At 39.9% G+C, this 16,789-nt stretch carries 17 protein-coding genes and 3 pseudogenes; 10 read left to right on the plus strand and 10 right to left on the minus strand.

The genetic code is table 11. The features are described 5' to 3' along the window. Positions 1-310: 310 nt before the first annotated feature. From ACTL4S_RS14605 to ACTL4S_RS14615, 3 genes are all read right to left on the minus strand, one after another. Complete coding sequence (locus ACTL4S_RS14605; protein ID WP_171265313.1) at positions 311-595, minus strand: putative quinol monooxygenase; 285 nt, start codon at positions 593-595, stop codon at positions 311-313. 19 nt (positions 596-614) lie between these two features. Beyond that, positions 615-1,613, minus strand: coding sequence for a zinc-binding alcohol dehydrogenase family protein (locus ACTL4S_RS14610; RefSeq protein ID WP_171265324.1), 999 nt, complete (start codon positions 1,611-1,613; stop codon positions 615-617). A 74-nt stretch (positions 1,614-1,687) separates the two neighbouring features. Next, positions 1,688-2,428: an SDR family oxidoreductase gene (locus ACTL4S_RS14615; protein ID WP_002050925.1), complete on the minus strand. Its 741-nt coding sequence runs from the start codon at positions 2,426-2,428 to the stop codon at positions 1,688-1,690. A gap of 135 nt (positions 2,429-2,563) precedes the next feature. On the opposite strand from ACTL4S_RS14615, the gene ACTL4S_RS14620 reads away from it, so the two are divergent. Beyond that, complete coding sequence (locus ACTL4S_RS14620; protein ID WP_025467887.1) at positions 2,564-3,463, plus strand: LysR family transcriptional regulator; 900 nt, start codon at positions 2,564-2,566, stop codon at positions 3,461-3,463. A 14-nt stretch (positions 3,464-3,477) separates the two neighbouring features. On the opposite strand, the gene ACTL4S_RS14625 is transcribed toward ACTL4S_RS14620, so the two are convergent. Further along, positions 3,478-4,494: a zinc-dependent alcohol dehydrogenase family protein gene (locus tag ACTL4S_RS14625; RefSeq protein ID WP_005105870.1), complete on the minus strand. Its 1,017-nt coding sequence runs from the start codon at positions 4,492-4,494 to the stop codon at positions 3,478-3,480. Beyond that, positions 4,484-5,479: a zinc-dependent alcohol dehydrogenase family protein gene (locus ACTL4S_RS14630; RefSeq protein ID WP_005105871.1), complete on the minus strand. Its 996-nt coding sequence runs from the start codon at positions 5,477-5,479 to the stop codon at positions 4,484-4,486. The genes ACTL4S_RS14625 and ACTL4S_RS14630 overlap by 11 nt, the downstream gene beginning before the upstream one ends. Before the next feature lie 467 nt (positions 5,480-5,946). Between ACTL4S_RS14630 and ACTL4S_RS14635 the strand changes: the two genes are divergently transcribed. The 4 genes from ACTL4S_RS14635 (at position 5,947) to ACTL4S_RS14650 (ending at position 9,051) form a co-directional block, all read left to right on the plus strand. Continuing rightward, the gene (locus ACTL4S_RS14635) at positions 5,947-6,222 is read left to right on the plus strand and encodes a metal/formaldehyde-sensitive transcriptional repressor (RefSeq protein ID WP_005105873.1); all 276 of its coding nucleotides are present in this window, start codon (positions 5,947-5,949) and stop codon (positions 6,220-6,222) included. Between the two features lie 21 nt (positions 6,223-6,243). Next, positions 6,244-7,356, plus strand: a complete 1,113-nt coding sequence (locus tag ACTL4S_RS14640) for an S-(hydroxymethyl)glutathione dehydrogenase/class III alcohol dehydrogenase (RefSeq protein ID WP_441299585.1) — start codon at positions 6,244-6,246, stop codon at positions 7,354-7,356. Positions 7,357-7,584: 228 nt separating this feature from the next. Next, positions 7,585-8,415 carry an S-formylglutathione hydrolase gene (gene fghA, locus ACTL4S_RS14645; RefSeq protein WP_005400053.1) on the plus strand — a complete coding sequence of 277 codons (831 nt, stop codon included), beginning with the start codon at positions 7,585-7,587 and terminating at the stop codon, positions 8,413-8,415. Positions 8,416-8,748: 333 nt separating this feature from the next. Further along, positions 8,749-9,051 carry a putative quinol monooxygenase gene (locus tag ACTL4S_RS14650; protein ID WP_000920558.1) on the plus strand — a complete coding sequence of 101 codons (303 nt, stop codon included), beginning with the start codon at positions 8,749-8,751 and terminating at the stop codon, positions 9,049-9,051. Between the two features lie 85 nt (positions 9,052-9,136). On the opposite strand, the pseudogene ACTL4S_RS14655 reads toward ACTL4S_RS14650, so the two are convergent. Beyond that, positions 9,137-9,471: pseudogene (locus tag ACTL4S_RS14655) on the minus strand (IS3 family transposase); the annotation flags it as partial. A 184-nt stretch (positions 9,472-9,655) separates the two neighbouring features. Here ACTL4S_RS14655 and ACTL4S_RS14660 point away from each other — a divergent pair. The 3 genes from ACTL4S_RS14660 to ACTL4S_RS14670 all read left to right on the plus strand — a co-directional run bounded on the left by ACTL4S_RS14660 (position 9,656) and on the right by ACTL4S_RS14670 (position 12,892). Further along, entirely contained in the window at positions 9,656-10,813 is a 1,158-nt protein-coding gene (locus ACTL4S_RS14660) for an iron-containing alcohol dehydrogenase (protein WP_005400052.1), read from the plus strand. 75 nt (positions 10,814-10,888) lie between these two features. Beyond that, entirely contained in the window at positions 10,889-11,566 is a 678-nt protein-coding gene (locus ACTL4S_RS14665; RefSeq protein WP_253145868.1) for a type 1 glutamine amidotransferase domain-containing protein, read from the plus strand. 198 nt (positions 11,567-11,764) lie between these two features. Then, the gene (locus ACTL4S_RS14670) at positions 11,765-12,892 is read left to right on the plus strand and encodes an alkene reductase (protein WP_253139207.1); all 1,128 of its coding nucleotides are present in this window, start codon (positions 11,765-11,767) and stop codon (positions 12,890-12,892) included. 83 nt (positions 12,893-12,975) lie between these two features. On the opposite strand, the gene ACTL4S_RS14675 is transcribed toward ACTL4S_RS14670, so the two are convergent. Together ACTL4S_RS14675 and ACTL4S_RS14680 are read right to left on the minus strand one after the other, a co-directional pair. Next, the gene (locus ACTL4S_RS14675) at positions 12,976-13,206 is read right to left on the minus strand and encodes a hypothetical protein (protein WP_005400049.1); all 231 of its coding nucleotides are present in this window, start codon (positions 13,204-13,206) and stop codon (positions 12,976-12,978) included. Between the two features lie 106 nt (positions 13,207-13,312). After that, positions 13,313-13,921, minus strand: coding sequence for a TetR/AcrR family transcriptional regulator (locus ACTL4S_RS14680; protein ID WP_004733176.1), 609 nt, complete (start codon positions 13,919-13,921; stop codon positions 13,313-13,315). Positions 13,922-14,064: 143 nt separating this feature from the next. On the opposite strand from ACTL4S_RS14680, the gene curA reads away from it, so the two are divergent. Beyond that, positions 14,065-15,084 carry an NADPH-dependent curcumin/dihydrocurcumin reductase gene (gene curA, locus ACTL4S_RS14685; protein ID WP_004733175.1) on the plus strand — a complete coding sequence of 340 codons (1,020 nt, stop codon included), beginning with the start codon at positions 14,065-14,067 and terminating at the stop codon, positions 15,082-15,084. A 16-nt stretch (positions 15,085-15,100) separates the two neighbouring features. After that, a complete protein-coding gene (locus tag ACTL4S_RS14690) occupies positions 15,101-15,739 on the plus strand; it encodes a glutathione S-transferase family protein (protein WP_004281825.1) in 639 nt (212 codons plus the stop codon). A gap of 515 nt (positions 15,740-16,254) precedes the next feature. Here ACTL4S_RS14690 and ACTL4S_RS14695 read toward each other — a convergent pair. Together ACTL4S_RS14695 and ACTL4S_RS14700 are read right to left on the minus strand one after the other, a co-directional pair. Continuing rightward, a pseudogene (locus tag ACTL4S_RS14695) lies at positions 16,255-16,404 on the minus strand (PPC domain-containing protein); the annotation flags it as partial. After that, positions 16,401-16,729, minus strand: a pseudogene (locus ACTL4S_RS14700) (transposase); the annotation flags it as partial. The pseudogenes ACTL4S_RS14700 and ACTL4S_RS14695, both read right to left, overlap by 4 nt. Between the last annotated feature and the right edge of the window lie 60 nt (positions 16,730-16,789).

The following is a 16,789-nucleotide window of genomic DNA, read 5'->3' on the forward strand; positions in this document are numbered from 1 at the left end:
CCAAAGAATGATTTCACCTTGAAAGTGCCGACCGTGGAAGGGATTCATCTGCTGTATCTCGAAATAAATAAGATATTTAGCTTATCACGTCAGCCTATTTGCAACAGTGCCTAAATTTGCTGCCTCTAAACGATGACATTATTGTCAAAATGCAGGGTATGGGTGGCTCCCCTTAGGGGCATAATTTGTTGAATCCTAGGTTACTATTAAAAAATCAGAAAAAATAGGAGTTTAGAGCTCCCATTTTTTGTTAGCTTTCTAAGTCCCTATGTTAATTTGAAGAATACTTCATCATAACGTCCGAATACAGCTATATTTTTTTGATTTCTACAATATCACTTGATTCAATGAGCGATTGGATATTATCAAATAAACTTTGAATATAATCAGACGCTATATGGATATCTAAATCCTCCCTGCTACGCCATTCTTCTAAGAAAAAATATCTACTCGAGTCATTTTCGCTAATATAAAGCTCATATTTCAAGCATCCTTCTTCGTTAAGTGTAGGCTCTATTACACTTTTTAAAAGCGCTTCTAACGTCTCTTTTTGATCTGACTTTGCCTTAAAGTTCGCAATTATTGAAATAGTCATTATTTCACCTTTAATTTGTTTAGAAGTTTTCTAGTACAATTTTGCCTTTTGACTTGCCTGATTCAAGCAACTTATGCGCCTTCTCCAAGTTTGCAGCGTTAATTTTGCCTAGATTTTGGTTGAGGGTACTTCTAATTTTTTGCTGGTCAACTAATTGGGCAACCTGTTGCAATAGATTACCTTGCTTTTCAATATCATCGGTTTCATACATTGAACGAGTGAACATTAACTCCCAATGGATAGAAATAGATTTAGTCTTAAACGGCATAATATCAAATGTTTGTGGATCATCGATCAATCCAAGCTTGCCTTGTGGTGCAATCAGAGAAACTATTTGCTGGATATATGTTTCTGTATGATTTGTAGAGAATACGTATTTTGGTTTTGCAATGCCTAGTGTCTCGATTTGTGCATTTAAATCTTTGCTATGATCAATGACATGGTCGGCACCAAGTGATTCCACCCAAGATTTCGTTTCTTCACGTGAAGCTGTTGCTATAACGGTCAGATTTGTTTTTGCTTTTAGGAGTTGGATAGCAATTGATCCTACACCGCCTGCACCACCAATAATCAGAATACTGCCAACATCTGTTTCTGAAATTTGAAACCGATCAAACAGCATTTCCCATGCCGTGATAGCAGTTAATGGCAATGCTGCTGCTTCTGCATTAGATACTGTAATTGGTTTAAGACTGATAATTCGTTCATCGACTGCTTGAAACTCAGCATTACTACCATCTCGGGTTAAATCGCCAGCATACCAAACAGACTCTCCTACTTTAAACGAGGTAACTTTTGGGCCAACTTCGATAATTTCCCCAACGGCATCCCAACCTAAAATACGATTATTTGCTTCAGACGAATTTTTTCTCACTTTGGTATCAACTGGATTCACAGAGATTGCCTGAACTTTTACCAGTACATCACGCTCCTTAAGTGTAGGCTTCGCTTTTTCAATATCTACCAATGAATTTTTAAAATCATCATGATTATTTATAACATACGATACGGCTTTCATAGATTTGTCCACAACTTTAAAAAAAATAGAGTAAAAATGGAAGCGAAGTGCTCCCATTTTATGTTATTCAATAATTAAAACTCTTGGCTCGTTGGGCGCAAAACAATTTCATTAATATCTACATCCGCAGGCTGTTCAATTGCATAAGCAATTGCTCGAGCGACTGAGTCAGCTGGTATGGCTTGTCTGTAGAAATCAGTAACAAACTCTGAACTTTCTTTATGAGAAGAACCAAATTTTAGTTCTGACTCAACTGCACCAGGCTCAATAGTAGTCGTTCTAATTGTTCCCCCAACCTCATGACGAAGGCCTTCAGAGATGGCTCTTACAGCAAACTTAGTACCGCTATAAACAGTACCTCCCGGACTAAATACTTTTATCCCTGCAACAGATGCGAGATTAATAAAGTGTCCAAAGTTTTGTTTTTGGAAAACAGGTAGGGTAGCTGCTATACCATAAAGAACACCTTTAATATTAATGTCGATCATACGATCCCATTCATCAACTTTTAGCTCACTTAATGGTGCAATAGACATTAATCCAGCATTGTTTACCAATACATCGATTTGACCAAATGCGCTTAATGCCTTTTCAATAAGTGCTTGTACTTCATGTGGTTTGGTTATATCCATACCAATAAATTCAGCTTGACCACCTTCAGCACGAATGTCGTGAACAATAGCCTGTAATTTTTCAGTACGTCTAGCACCAAGTACAACCTTTGCACCTTTTTTAGCAAGTAAGCGAGCAGTAGCCTCACCTAAACCACTACTTGCACCAGTGATAACAATAACTTTATTTTCTATATTATTCATACAAGTAACCTTCAACCTATCTGTCAATCATATTTGATGGATTAAGTATTACAGCCTTGTTAGGTATAATAAATGAATAATATTATCTTTCAGAATTCCTATTTACGGAATAATTACCAGAACACAGGATTGGACATGCAGAACAAATTGGAAATGATGCGTATCTTTTGTGTCGCAGCAGAGTCTCGAAATTTTAAAGAGGCAGCAACTCAGCTGGGTATTTCCCCGCAGCTAGTGACACGGGCAATAAAAGAGCTAGAAGAGCAGCGCGGAGAGATTCTGTTCTACAGGAGTACTCGACAAATTAAAATTACCGCTGATGGTGAGCGTCTGGCAAAGCAAGCACGTTTTGCGGTGGGATCGATCGATGCTTTGTTTGTAAAAGACACCAAGGAAAAACGAGATGAAATGCGTGGGACTGTCCGTCTTACTGTGTCGTCTGTGTTAGGGCGCAAATTGGTAGTACCCGCACTAGCAGAATTTGCCACACGTTATCCAGATATTGTCGTGGATTGTGTGCTAACAGATTCACACTCGGATGTGATCGATGAGCGGATAGATATCGGGATCAGATTTGGATTTTTGCCGGACAATCGATATGTGGCAAGGGAATTGGCTAAAGTGAACTTTTATTCTGTGGGTACGCCAGAGTTAATTGATAAGGTTGGAATGCCTAAAAAAATTATTGATCTTGATAAATACCCTCTAACAGCACTAGTCGATCATAAAACAGGGCGTTACTGGCCATGGACATTCACCGAAAGTCGAAGCTTTACGCCATCAAATCCCCGTTTTATTACAGATGATCTTGAAGCTGAATTTCAAGCTATTCTCGCTGGAGTCGGATTCGGACACATGCCTGGATTTCTAGTTTTGCCGTGGCTTAGGAGTGGTAAGCTCATTCAGATACTTCATGAGGAAACCTCTCCCGTTTGGCGCCTGTATTTATATCGTCCACAGCGGGGCCCGACACCTTTGCGAATCCGAGCATTGTTTGATTACTTAGCGGAAGTGCTGGGCCGTATAGAAACCTGAATCAGATAAGACCATCACGTATCTAGAGTAACTACAATTTTTCCTATTTGCTGATTTGATTCAAGATAGCGCTGAGCGTCATGCATGTCCTCAAAGTTAAAGCAACGGTCGATCACTGGACGAAGATATCCTGCACCTATACTGCTAAGAATAAATCGTCTGGCTTGCTCCCTTAGAACAGGGTCATGCAGAACCTCAAGGAACAAAAAACCTCGCATGGTTAAGCTCTTGCGTAATGCAACTTTAAGCGGAAATGGTGTGATCTCAGGGCTAAGTGCACCATGCATAACCATCGTTCCTCCTACAGACATCGCTTTTGCAATCTGTTCAATATGAGGCCCTCCTACAGCATCGAAGGCGACATCAAGATGTTCTCCACCTAAACGTAATACAAGCGCCTCATACAAATCTGGTTCATCTTCAGTGGCTATAACATTTTTAACACCGAGATCCAGTAAACGTTGCTTTTTCTCTATCGTCTGTGTACTTGCAATGACCTTAGCTCCCGCTGCTTCAGCTATCTGTATCGCAGCTAGTCCTACGCTACTTGAAGCTGCTGTGATCAAGATCGTTTTTCCTTTCGAAACTCCACCAGCATGGATTACACCACCCCAAGCCGTCAAATACTGCATCCAGATTGAAGAAGCTTCTTCCCAGCTTAAACTATCGGGTTTGTGAACTAAAAAAGTTTCTGGAATCAGGAGCTTGTCCGCATATGTCCCATATTTGGCTAGATTGTCAGTCGGAAGAATCGATACTGCATCTCCTGGAGAAAATTGGCGTACACCTTCACCTATCGCAAGAACTATGCCTGCTCCCTCATATCCCAGACGAGAAGGAAATACTGCCTTTTGAATATAAGTACCACGCCGAAACATTACATCAGCCCGGTTGAGTCCGATCGTTTTCATCTGGATTAGAACTTCTCCTGCGGCTGGTAAAGCAACAGGAAGTGTTTCTAATGTCAGAACGTCTGTATCTCCAATACTATTGAAGCGCCAAGTCTTGGCCTGAAGTGCGTTAAATGACATCAATCACGACCTTAATATTGGCAGAGCGATCTTGAACAGCATCATGAGCCTCAATCGCTTGGTCTAGAGTAAAATGACGAGGATCAACAATAGGACGCAGTTTACCTTCCTCAACAAGACGAGTCGCGATCTTAAGGATATCACCATGATGAGCACGGCGATTGCCTGTTAACATCGGCATTAGGACGAATACGCCAGACACTGTGGCACACCGTAGAGATGAACTCGCTAAATTATGATTACCAAATGCAGCACAGCTGGTAATGTGGCCATAGTGAGTTGTCATGGAAAGTGAAGCTTCGAGTACTGGACCACCCACAGTGTCGTAAACAATGTTAAAACCTTGACCCTCAGGGCTTGCAGCAATAATGTCATCGGAAGATGCTGTTGTGTAATCGAGAGGTGTTGCACCGAGTTCTGAAATCAGTGATTGATCAGCTGTACGACCAGTCGCCCAAACATTTGCATCAAGTGATTTTGCAAGCTGAACAACCATATAACCAACGCCACCAGCACCACCCTGAACCAGTACAGTTTGCCCTGGTTGGACCTTCGCGTTATCCACTAAACCTTCCCAAGCGGTGAGGAACGTCAATGGTAGTACTGCTGCCTCGCGCATAGAGATATTCCGTGGCTTTAATGCGATCAGATCAGCATCTACGACAACATATTCTGCTAAAGATCCTTGAAGACCACGAACGCCACCAATCAGACCGTAAACTTCATCCCCGACGTTGAAGTCGGTGACACCTTCACCAACAGCAGTTACAACCCCAGCCATATCTGTTCCCAACACGGCAGGAAGCTCTGGCATAGCATATGGTGCTTCACCAAGACGAATTTTATAATCAATAGGGTTTACACCACTAGCATGAATACGTACCAGAACTTGCCCAGCCTCAGGGTGAGGTATAGGGAGTTCTACACGTGTAAATTCATGATCACCAAAATTTTCTAAGATAAGAGCATTCATCATCTTATTCATAATTGTTCCTTATTTTTAACTGGGGGATGATGTGCACAGTACCAAAGTAAATTAATCCAATAAATGATATTTATAGGATTTAATAATTCCTAAATAATGAATAATAAATATCATCCGCTCACTAAAAATATTCTAGTACAGTCTGTAAAGGCAGTTTAATCTAAACTGTCGGTAGTATTTTCAAGGCTTGAAACGTTCAAAATATCTACAAAGTAGCTAAAATTTGAAACATAATTCTAAAAGGTCACAGCATTACAAAGAACATGAGACAAAATAAAAAATGGGAGCTAAAAGTCCCATTTTTTTTGTGACTTTCGCATAAGCTCTATGATGTTAATTTAAAAAAACTAAAAACAGGGATAGAAAATTTTCGCTAAAGATCTTTTTAATTTTCGATTTATAAAAAATATTGCTTTTTTTATACTATGGGGTACTATAGTATAAATGCTAGCAAATAAGGAGGTCTGATGCCTAATCAGGTTGACGACAAAAAAAAGATTCTTCTACGCGTCAGAAAGATCAAAGGTCAGACGCAAGCGATTGAAAAAGCGTTAGAAGATAATGTGGAATGTGGTGCAATTCTGCAACAAATATGCTCTGTGCGTGGTGCTATTAATGGTTTAATGAATGAAATGTTGGAGGTTCATTTAAAGGACACATTAGTATCAGGTGAAACCACAGAACAACAACGAAAAGAAGAATTGGCTGAAATCGCCAAGATTCTAAAATCATATTTAAAGTAGATCTGTATAAGGAATTATTCCATGAAGTCACGTGCTGCCGTTGCGTTTGGTCCTGGTCAACCTCTTCAAATTGTTGAAGTTGATGTTGCACCACCGAAGAAAGGTGAAGTATTAATTAAGATCTCCCATACCGGTGTGTGTCATACAGACGCATTTACTTTATCTGGCGATGATCCTGAAGGTGTTTTTCCCGCTATTCTCGGGCATGAAGGTGCTGGTGTTGTAGTTGAGGTTGGTGAAGGCGTGACTAGCGTCAAACCAGGTGATCATGTTATTCCACTTTACACTGCTGAATGTGGCGAGTGCGTATTCTGTAAATCTGGAAAATCGAACTTGTGTATTTCTGTTCGCGAAACTCAAGGTAGAGGCGTAATGCCAGATGGTACCACTCGTTTTTCCTACAATGGTCAACCGATTTACCACTATATGGGCTGCTCAACGTTCAGTGAATACACTGTAGTGGCAGAAGTATCATTGGCTAAAATCAATCCTGAAGCCAATCACGAACATGTCTGCTTACTGGGTTGTGGTGTCACAACGGGTATCGGTGCAGTACACAACACGGCTAAAGTACAAGAAGGTGATAGTGTTGCGGTCTTTGGTTTAGGTGGTATTGGTTTGGCAGTCGTACAAGCCGCACGTCAAGCTAAAGCAGGACGTATTATTGTGGTTGACATGAATCCAGATAAATTTGCGCTGGCAAAAGAGTTTGGTGCAACGGACTTCTTGAACCCTAAAGATTACGATAAACCAATCCAGCAAGTCATTGTCGAAATGACTGGCTGGGGTGTAGATCATTCATTTGAATGTATTGGTAACGTGAATGTGATGCGTGCAGCTCTTGAAAGTGCACACCGTGGCTGGGGACAATCCGTAATTATTGGTGTAGCTGGCGCAGGTCAGGAAATCTCTACCCGTCCATTCCAACTGGTTACTGGTCGTAAATGGCTAGGTTCTGCCTTTGGTGGCGTAAAAGGTCGTACGCAACTTCCAGGAATGGTTGAAGATGCCATGAAAGGTAAAATTCAATTAGAACCATTTGTGACACATACGATGGGCTTGGATCAGATCAATGAAGCCTTTGATCTAATGCATGAAGGTAAGTCAATTCGTACTGTAATTTATTACGAATAATTCCGTCAGACCTTATAGTTTTCCATGCATGTGAATCATGAATGACATTCATGGAATCCTCTAAAACGGCACATTATCTGTAAAGCCGATCTATCTGTGTAGGCATCGTGTATAGGTTCAACAAACCTGCCTACATTTTAAATCTTAATCACTATTCTCTGTGGAGAATGTCAGACTCTTTGTTTACTCGATTTCTCATGAAGTCTTGCTCAACATAGGTAATTGATTATGGAAATAATTGAGAAACATGCTTCTTTTGGTGGATCGCAAGAAGTGTATCGCCATCAGTCAACAGCATTAAACTGTTCAATGAAATTCTCAATATATCTGCCACCTCATGACAAAGATGAGCGGTTGCCAGTTTTATATTGGTTATCAGGGCTGACTTGCAACGAACAGAACTTTATTACTAAAGCCGGAGCACAAAAGTATGCGGCTGAACATAAAGTCATTATTGTTGCAACAGATACCAGCCCACGTGGAGAGGATGTACCAGATCATGCAGATTATGATTTAGGCCAAGGCGCAGGATTCTATGTGAATGCAACACAAGCACCCTGGTCGCAGCATTTCAAAATGTATGATTATATTGTGGAAGAGCTCAGAAATCTGATTGACCTAAATTTTCCGACCAATCAAGTCCAAAGTATTATGGGTCATAGCATGGGTGGTCATGGTGCATTAGTAATTGGGTTAAAAAATCCTGAGCTGTATAAAAGTATTTCTGCTTTTGCACCAATTGTTGCACCTAGCCAAGTACCTTGGGGGAAAAAGGCTTTTACACACTATCTAGGTGAAACCGAAACTTTATGGAAAAGCTATGATGCGATTGAATTAATCAAAAACGCTGAAGTTCATTTACCTATTTTAGTCGATCAGGGAACAGCTGATGATTTTCTTGAAGAACAGTTAAGGCCTAAGCTTCTTAGTGATATTTGTTTGGAACAAGAATATCCTCTTACACTTAACCTAAGAGAAGGGTATGACCATAGCTATTACTTCATTGCGAGCTTTATAGAGAAACATATAGAGTTCCACAGCAAATTCCTAGCTAAATAACTTTCATAGATATGAGGATGTACAATGTTGTTCTTGAGTGCTTCTTGAGCAATATAATTTCCAGATGAAGAGGTCAGGTTATAAATCTAAGGTAGAGTCAATTGATCCTTATATAACTAAGATTGAATTTAATCATCTCATATCTTAATTTTTTGATTCAAATGTTATTGATATTAACTTGAATAAATTCATAGCATTATGTCGAAATAAAAACCTAAATTTTGGCTCAGCTATGGGATGTTTTTTAACTTTTATACAACAAAACTTTCTGACATGCATACATTAGCAATGACAGAATCAGTTTGAATTTTAATCAATTGTGGAGTTTTAGTCATGCTTAAAACAGCTTTATATGTCCGTCTTGAAGCTAAACCGGGTAAAGAAGACGAAGTGGAAGCTTTCCTTAAAGCCGGTTTACCTATTGTAATGGAAGAACCTGCGACAGTTGCGTGGTTTGGCTTACGTCTTGGACCTACAACATTTGGTATTTTTGATGCATTTCCTGATGAGGCGGGTCGCCAAGCGCATTTATCTGGCAAGGTTGCAGCTGCGTTGATGGCTCAGGCCGAAGAGCTATTTTCAGAGCCACCGTCTATTGAAAAAGTAGATGTTTTGGCGAGTAAACTACCAGCTTAAACCGACGCTTAAATGTATGAGGGTGCTGCCTGAAATTTTGAATGAAAGGCAGCACTTTAACGCTTTGAGGTTTGTCAGAGGCTTTTTATTCAAGTTGGGCTACTTTATTTATTGGCTTAATCCCATCATTTAAATGGGTCAATATCCAAAACAGGGCAGGGTAAATATACGAATGCAACTATTTACATGCTTTATATTGAACCAATCTATCTAATTTACTGTCGCATTTGTACATCTGCTAAACCCTGCCAATCTGCTTTTAAAATATTCAATCATTGCTATTTTGTATGAGCCATTCACTGTTTTAGCCAATGCGTTCACGACCATGTCAATAGTCATACATGTTGATACTTTCCATCCAACAATCGCTCGTGAAAATACATCAATAATAAAAGTGGTATAGAACAAGCCTGAATGTGTTTAACCATCACTCAAGTCGCAAGATGAAATAATTTTTTTATAAAAATAGACGACTGGTCTATTTTTATGTATAGTTAGCACATGGTGCAGTCAAAAGCCGCAGTGTTGTCCAATTTTTTAAAGTTTATTTGATGAATAACGGTGGTTTTTCAAATCAATTAGCTGATCATCCTAGGATAAAAATATGCTGAATTTTAACTTTTATAATCCGACCCGCATTATTTTTGGTGGCGATACAATAGCTAAAATCAATGACTATGTGCCTACAGAAGCAAAAGTATTAATGTTGTTTGGTGGTGAAAGTGCACGTAAGAATGGTACTTTAGCTGAGGTGCGTGAAGCATTAGGTGCAAGAGAAATTCATGAATTTGGCGGAATTGAGCCGAATCCGAGTTATGAAACCCTCATGAAAGCTGTAGAGCTGATTCGTGAACAAAAGATTGATTTCTTGATGGCTGTCGGTGGTGGATCGGTAATTGATGGTACTAAATTTATTGCAGCAGCAGTCAATTATACAGGGGATACATGGGAGATTTTAGAAACCCATGGTACTAAAATTACTCAAGCTTTGCCTTTTGCGAGTGTACTCACCCTTCCGGCAACTGGTTCAGAAATGAATAGCGGTGGGGTAGTCACCAGAAAATCGACCCAAGCCAAATTGTCATTTAGCAGCCCCTATGTTTTTCCGCAATTTTCCGTACTGGATCCGAATAAAACTTTTAGCTTGCCGACGCGCCAATTAGCAAATGGCGTGGTCGATGCATTTGTTCATGTCATGGAACAGTACTTAACTTACCCTGTCAATGCACAAGTACAAGATCGTTTTGCCGAAGGTCTATTGCAAACTCTGATTGAGATTGGACCGAAAATCTTGGAAGATTCAGCAGATTATGACACGCGTGCGAATTTGATGTGGGCTGCTAGCATGGCACTGAATGGGCTAATTGGAGCTGGTGTACCACAAGATTGGTCAACCCATTTGATTGGACATGAGCTCACGGCTTTATATGGTATTGATCATGCTCGTACCTTGGCCATTGTGTTGCCGTCCAATCTACAAGTGCGTCGTCAAGAGAAGCGAGAAAAATTACTACAGTATGCAGCTCGTGTCTGGCAGATTATCGAAGGTGATGAAGAACAACGTATTGATACTGCTATTGCTCGTACTCGAGCCTTCTTTGAGCAACTTGGATTGCCGACTCGTCTTAGCGATTATGGACTGGGGGAGACAGATATTGAGATCATCATTACGCAACTTAAATCACATAATCTTACACAGCTAGGCGAACATAAAAATGTTTCATTAGAGATCAGTCGCCAAATTCTCGAGATGAGCATCTAAGCTAAATGCGCGTATCTGGCATGCTCTGACCCTGTAACAATGCTCCTCAATCATGAAAATTATCGAAGAAATAACATGAAAATTTTATTCGTTTTAACCTCACATGATCAACTTGGCAATACTGGTAAGAAAACAGGTTTCTGGCTAGAAGAACTTGCTGCACCGTATTACACCTTTATTGACTCTGGTGCTGAAGTTACGCTGGCGTCGCCTCAAGGTGGGCAGCCACCACTAGATCCGAAAAGTAATTTAGCCGATGCTCAAACTGAAACCACTCATCGTTTTGAAGCAGATCCAACTGCAATGCAAGCATTAACACAGACGCATAAACTTAGCGAAATTTCTGTAGCTGATTATGATGCAGTGTTTTATCCAGGCGGGCATGGCCCATTGTGGGATTTAGCAGAAGATCCGATTTCAATTTCTCTGATTGAACAGGCGATTCAGTCTGGCAAACCTGTTGCAGCAGTGTGTCATGCCCCGGGTGTTCTTCGTCATGTGAAAGCGAGTAATGGAGCGCCTTTAGTTAGCGGTAAATTAGTGACTGGTTTCACCAATACTGAAGAGGCCGCTGTAGGTTTGACTGAAATTGTACCATTTTTAGTCGAAGACATGCTTAAACAAAACGGTGGTCATTATTCTAAAGTGGATGATTGGCAAGTACATGTTCAAGTAGATGGCTTGCTGGTTACTGGACAAAATCCAGCATCTTCTGCTGCAACTGCCTCAGCATTACTTCAATTGTTGAAATAAAGAGTAGCTAGTGTCTGTTGTGGTGCTTACCAGTGAATAAACTTCTGACTCTGAGCAACTGGCGCAATAAGCAAAATAATCCTCACTTAATGGTGAAGGGCCTGAGTGAATAGCTTTCCTTTATTTATTTTTCTATATACAGGAAGGATGGGTATTTAATTTAGATCAATTAAGTCATGACGACTTGGATACAGTGAAATGAAAGACAGTAAACTTTTTCAAAATTTAAGCTTAGGCTCTTATGCTTTGCAAAACCGTATTGTATTGCCACCATTAACGCGGTCGCGTAGTACTCAGCCAGGGAATATTCCAAATGAACTGATGGCAACCTATTATCAACAGCGTGCCGGGGCAGGATTTATGGTCACCGAAGGTACGCAAATCGAGCCACGTGGTCAAGGCTATGCTTGGACTCCCGGTATTTACAGCCCTGAACAGATTGCTGGATGGCGTAAAGTGACGGAAGCAGTGCATGCTAAAGGAGGCATTATTTTTGCACAACTTTGGCATGTTGGGCGTGTTTCACATACATCTTTGCAACCCGATCATGCATCACCGGTCGCGCCTTCGGCTATTAAGGCTGATAGTAATGTTAAAGTCTTTATTGAGACCGGGCCCAATGCAGGTGCCTTGGCTGATCCTTCAATGCCACGTGCTTTAAGCAATGCAGAAGTTAAAGAATTAGTGCAACTCTATGCTCAAGCTGCACGCAATGCCTTGGCTGCTGGTTTTGATGGGGTTGAAATTCATTGTGCAAATGGTTATTTGGTAAATCAATTTATCTCTGCACATAGTAACCACCGTGAAGATGAATATGGTGGATCATTAAACAATCGTTTGCGTTTTTTACGTGAAGTAGTAGAGGCAGTTGCTGAGGTGGTTGGTGCAGATCGCTTAGGAGTGCGTTTTGCCCCGCTATTTGAAAGTACAGAGGAAGATCGTGTTTACATGGGGTTAGTTGAAGATGATCCACATGTGACCTATATTGAGGCCATAAAGATACTTGAAGAAGTTGGGATTGCCTATTTATCTATTGCAGAAGCTGATTGGGATAATGCACCAGAACTTCCTCATGATTTTCGTAAAGATGTCAGAGACACTTTCAGTGGTCGGATTATTTATGCAGGTCGATATACGGCAGAAAGAGGGACTCGAATTTTAGAGGCAGGGCTGGCCGATTTAATTGCATTTGGACGCCCATTTATTGCGAATCCAGATTTACCCGATCGCATCGCCAATGGTTGGCCATTGAATGCAGTAGATGCAAGTACTATGTATGGTGGGACGGAAAAAGGCTATATTGATTATCCAGCTTACGCAGATTAATCTCGACTAAGTGAGTTATTTTGCCAACCTTTGTGGTTGGCAAAATAAGAACTTAGGATTGCTGTTGCCAGCATAACTTCTTCTTAAAACAAATTCTTAAAATTTTTTAGCTGTGTAATGAGCCAACCTGCCAGTGGGAAAGAAATTAGTTGCGTTACTGGCACTAATACTATGACTTCAATCAACACCATCATCGGGAAACTTTGATGCTCAGTAATTGGCTTTAATAAAGTGAGTACCAGTAATAGTGTGGGATATAAGCCTAAATAACCAACTAAAATACGAGTCATGAGGCCTTTAGAAGGAGAATTCATTGTGCGCTATACTCATGGATTGTAAATTGATCTAATAGCAACACAATAATAGGTAATCATTGGACTGCTATCATGAATTATTAATTATGTAGTTGATATTTAATTTTTATGAATCTTCACTTTTTAATAGAAATTTAGTTGCTCTCAGAGCTTGATGTAATGGTGTTTTATCTTTTTGCAACTTACTCAGTAATGCTGCACCTAACCACATTTGGTAAAGTACTTGTGCCAAAGTAGAGGCCTCGGTATCTGCTTGGATAGACTGATCCTGTTTTCCCAAATCAATTAAACCAGCAATACGTTGGATTACATCATCAACGCCAGCGGACATAATCGAGCGCATATCTTCAGATAGATCGGCAACTTCTGCGGCAAGTTTCACAATTAAACAGCTATCCGCCCAACCACACTGTGTTTCAGGATCTTCTATCCATAAATTAAAATACTCAATCAGCTTTTGATAAGGGGATTTATCACAACGCCATACATCATTTAAACGGACTTGGTAATTGTCTACATAATGCTGTACCAATTCACATCCGAAAGCTTCCTTAGATTGGAAATAATGATAAAACGAGCCTTTAGGGATTTCACAGCTCTGTAAAATTTCCTGTAATCCTACGCCAGTAAAACCTTTATGCAAAATCAGGTCTGAACTGGTGTTAAGAATGTGTAAGCGCTTCGCTTCAGACTTTTTAATAGGAGTAGGCTTCATATTAATTATTTACTCTATTGTAAAAAATAGACCAGTCGTATTGTTTTTTATTATAACTCATCTACAATGGATGTAAAGAAATTTTAATCACAGTTTTTGATTGTGAAGAAAAATACTTTTAAATAAAACATGGAGTTATATGTGTGAAAACAGTTATTAATCAACGCATCGTTTTAGCTAAACGGCCAGTGGGTGAGCCAAAACACAGCGATTTTCGTATTGAACAAGTTGAGCTCAATGAACTTAAACAAGGCGAGATATTGTTAAAAACCATTTACTTGTCACTCGATCCTTATATGCGTGGTCGCATGAGCGATGCTCCTTCATATGCAGCACCGGTTGAAATTGGCGAAGTGATGGTCGGTGGAACAGTCAGTCAAGTGGTGGCCTCTAAAAACCCAAAATTCAAAGAAGGCGAGTGGGTTCTTTCCGGAAATGGCTGGCAGGGCTACGCAATTTCTAATGGGTCTGCCTGTCAAAGCTTAGGTATGCAACCTGAACATCCATCTTGGGCATTGGGTATTTTGGGAATGCCAGGATTTACTGCTTATATGGGGTTGTTGGACATTGGTCAGCCTAAAGCCGGTGAAACATTAGTCGTTGCAGCTGCAACGGGACCTGTTGGTGCTACGGTTGGACAAATTGGCAAACTTAAAGGTTGTCGCGTGGTTGGCGTCGCAGGTGGGCCTGAAAAATGCCGTTATGCAGTAGAAGAACTCGGCTTCGATGCTTGTATCAATCATCATGATGAAAATTTTGCAGAACAATTACAACAAGCAGCTCCCAACGGTATTGATATTTATTATGAGAATGTCGGGGGTAAAGTGTTTGATGCGGTATGGCCATTGCTTAACTCTGCGGCACGTGTACCGGTGTGTGGTGTGGTTTCCCAGTATAACGCTACCGAGCAAGCACAAGGGCCAGACCGTTTACCGGGCTTTATTTCCACCCTTTTAAAAAAGCGTATTCGCATGCAAGGCTTTATTATTTTTGATGATTATGGCAGTCAGTATCCGGAATTCTATCAGCAAATGTCTGAATGGTTGAAAGACGGAAAAATCAAATATAAAGAGCATATGGTGCAAGGTTTAGATAACACGATCAATGCTTTCAATGGTATGTTGAAAGGCGAAAACTTTGGCAAAGTGGTTGTAAAAATTTAAAAAAATAGGAATTATCATGATCACACTACATCATTTAGATCAATCACGTTCTTTTCGTATTTTGTGGTTACTTGAAGAAATCAAGCAGCCCTATGAGCTGAAACGCTATTATCGTGACTCAAGCACGCATTTGGCCCCTGACTCTTTAAAAACCATTCACCCTTTAGGGAAATCTCCAGTATTGGAATGGGATGGCAAAGTTATTGCAGAGTCAGGCGCAATCGTTGAGTTATTAATTCAGAAACTTGCACCGCATTTAGCACCAGATATGGATGAATCTACCTATGTCGATTATCTACAGTGGATTCATTTCTCAGAAAGCTCTGCCATGCTGCCATTTTTGTTAAAAACGTTTAATACGATAGAAACCAAGCAGGGCACGAAGTTGGTATTTCTAGAAAATTATACTCAAGTTGAGTTCGATAAAGTATTTGGCCATTTAAATGAATATTTAAAAGATAAAGAATTTCTAGTGGCAGACCGTTTAACCGGTGCTGACTTCATGATGGGCTTTGGACTACATGCTTTAGTTTATCATATGGGACAAGGTGAAAATTATCCCCATATCCAACGTTACGTAGCAGGTTTAAGCCAACTACCTAGCTGGCAAGCCGCAGTACAAATTGAACAAAATGGTGTGAAAAGTCAAAAATAGCAAGATTGTTTTTTTAAGGCAATTGAGAAAAAGAATCATGATTGACAAGTACATCTGGTTATAAAATAAGCTGACACTTATTTAAAGTAAACGCCTAATGAATTTCATCGGGCGTTCTCTATTTTAAAGATAAGGAATTACCATTATTTAAGATAAGTTTCGCCTATTCTTTCACTACAAATTCCTATCAAAAGGGCTTGAATATCACGACGGTTACGTTGAAAGATATAATCAACTTTTGAAAGAAAAGTGACAAACGCACAGCAAGATTAAATTATTCCTCGGGGTATTAAACAAGTAATCTATATCATTTTACTAACATAAACACATCTGCGTAAAAATCACGCCCCGCTTAACTGGCAATAGTTTTTGAACCCTTGTATAAAAGCTTAAAAGAATCTAGCAAGTCTTTAGACTTCTTGCGTTAGTCAAAATTTAAATAGCATAAAGCTACATTTAATAAGGTTTTAGCCAATTCAAAAATTAGGTAAAACGATACTTTCGCAAGAGGTCTTTTATTTAATGTTAATACTCATCCAGTATTGAGGTTTTTTATCTTTTCTTGCCTGTGATCTAGGTTGTAATACTCTAATTTCATACTCACCTGAAGCAGGTAAAATATAAATACCATTATTATCAAGCTCTGGAGAATATTCTCCAAGATTGCAATATCAATATGCTTTTGTCTTCTACAAAGCGTACTGTACGAATATCACTGATATTCGGGGCTGCTCAGCCGCAAAGTTTAATCAGACTTTGCATAAAGCCAGTGACCATACGTAAAGACAGACGGAATAAGGATTTAATCATTAAGCAGCATTGGATGGCTGCGTCGGAGTAGGTTTGATTTCGCCCTTGTTTGCCTTTTGATGGGGCATACCATTGCGTAGCTGGATCAAACCAAATGGCAATATTTCCGCGATGAATGCGTGCTCGGTTATATGCGAACCAATTGGTTGTGCGGTAAATTTTATGTGTATGCTTCTTCATTTGAAAATTATATTGCTGAAAAAGTCCTTAAGAACAGCTTTGCGCAACAAAGCCGTTCGA

The sequence above is a fragment of the Acinetobacter lwoffii genome, from assembly GCF_052078135.1.
GTDB classification, from domain to species: Bacteria; Pseudomonadota; Gammaproteobacteria; order Pseudomonadales; family Moraxellaceae; genus Acinetobacter; species Acinetobacter lwoffii_Z.

Bases quoted from the DNA above. Each gene is read 5' to 3' on its own strand.
- ACTL4S_RS14640 (WP_441299585.1), top strand. From the start codon at position 6,244: ATGAAGTCACGTGCTGCCGTTGCGTTTGGTCCTGGTCAACCTCTTCAA.
- ACTL4S_RS14615 (WP_002050925.1), bottom strand. From the start codon at position 2,428: ATGAATAATATAGAAAATAAAGTTATTGTTATCACTGGTGCAAGTAGT.
- ACTL4S_RS14650 (WP_000920558.1), top strand. From the start codon at position 8,749: ATGCTTAAAACAGCTTTATATGTCCGTCTTGAAGCTAAACCGGGTAAA.
- ACTL4S_RS14625 (WP_005105870.1), bottom strand. From the start codon at position 4,494: ATGTCATTTAACGCACTTCAGGCCAAGACTTGGCGCTTCAATAGTATT.
- ACTL4S_RS14635 (WP_005105873.1), top strand. From the start codon at position 5,947: ATGCCTAATCAGGTTGACGACAAAAAAAAGATTCTTCTACGCGTCAGA.
- ACTL4S_RS14690 (WP_004281825.1), top strand. From the start codon at position 15,101: ATGATCACACTACATCATTTAGATCAATCACGTTCTTTTCGTATTTTG.
- fghA (WP_005400053.1), top strand. From the start codon at position 7,585: ATGGAAATAATTGAGAAACATGCTTCTTTTGGTGGATCGCAAGAAGTG.
- ACTL4S_RS14620 (WP_025467887.1), top strand. From the start codon at position 2,564: ATGCAGAACAAATTGGAAATGATGCGTATCTTTTGTGTCGCAGCAGAG.
- ACTL4S_RS14680 (WP_004733176.1), bottom strand. From the start codon at position 13,921: ATGAAGCCTACTCCTATTAAAAAGTCTGAAGCGAAGCGCTTACACATT.
- ACTL4S_RS14610 (WP_171265324.1), bottom strand. From the start codon at position 1,613: ATGAAAGCCGTATCGTATGTTATAAATAATCATGATGATTTTAAAAAT.
- ACTL4S_RS14670 (WP_253139207.1), top strand. From the start codon at position 11,765: ATGAAAGACAGTAAACTTTTTCAAAATTTAAGCTTAGGCTCTTATGCT.
- ACTL4S_RS14605 (WP_171265313.1), bottom strand. From the start codon at position 595: ATGACTATTTCAATAATTGCGAACTTTAAGGCAAAGTCAGATCAAAAA.
- ACTL4S_RS14660 (WP_005400052.1), top strand. From the start codon at position 9,656: ATGCTGAATTTTAACTTTTATAATCCGACCCGCATTATTTTTGGTGGC.
- ACTL4S_RS14675 (WP_005400049.1), bottom strand. From the start codon at position 13,206: ATGAATTCTCCTTCTAAAGGCCTCATGACTCGTATTTTAGTTGGTTAT.
- ACTL4S_RS14665 (WP_253145868.1), top strand. From the start codon at position 10,889: ATGAAAATTTTATTCGTTTTAACCTCACATGATCAACTTGGCAATACT.
- ACTL4S_RS14630 (WP_005105871.1), bottom strand. From the start codon at position 5,479: ATGAATAAGATGATGAATGCTCTTATCTTAGAAAATTTTGGTGATCAT.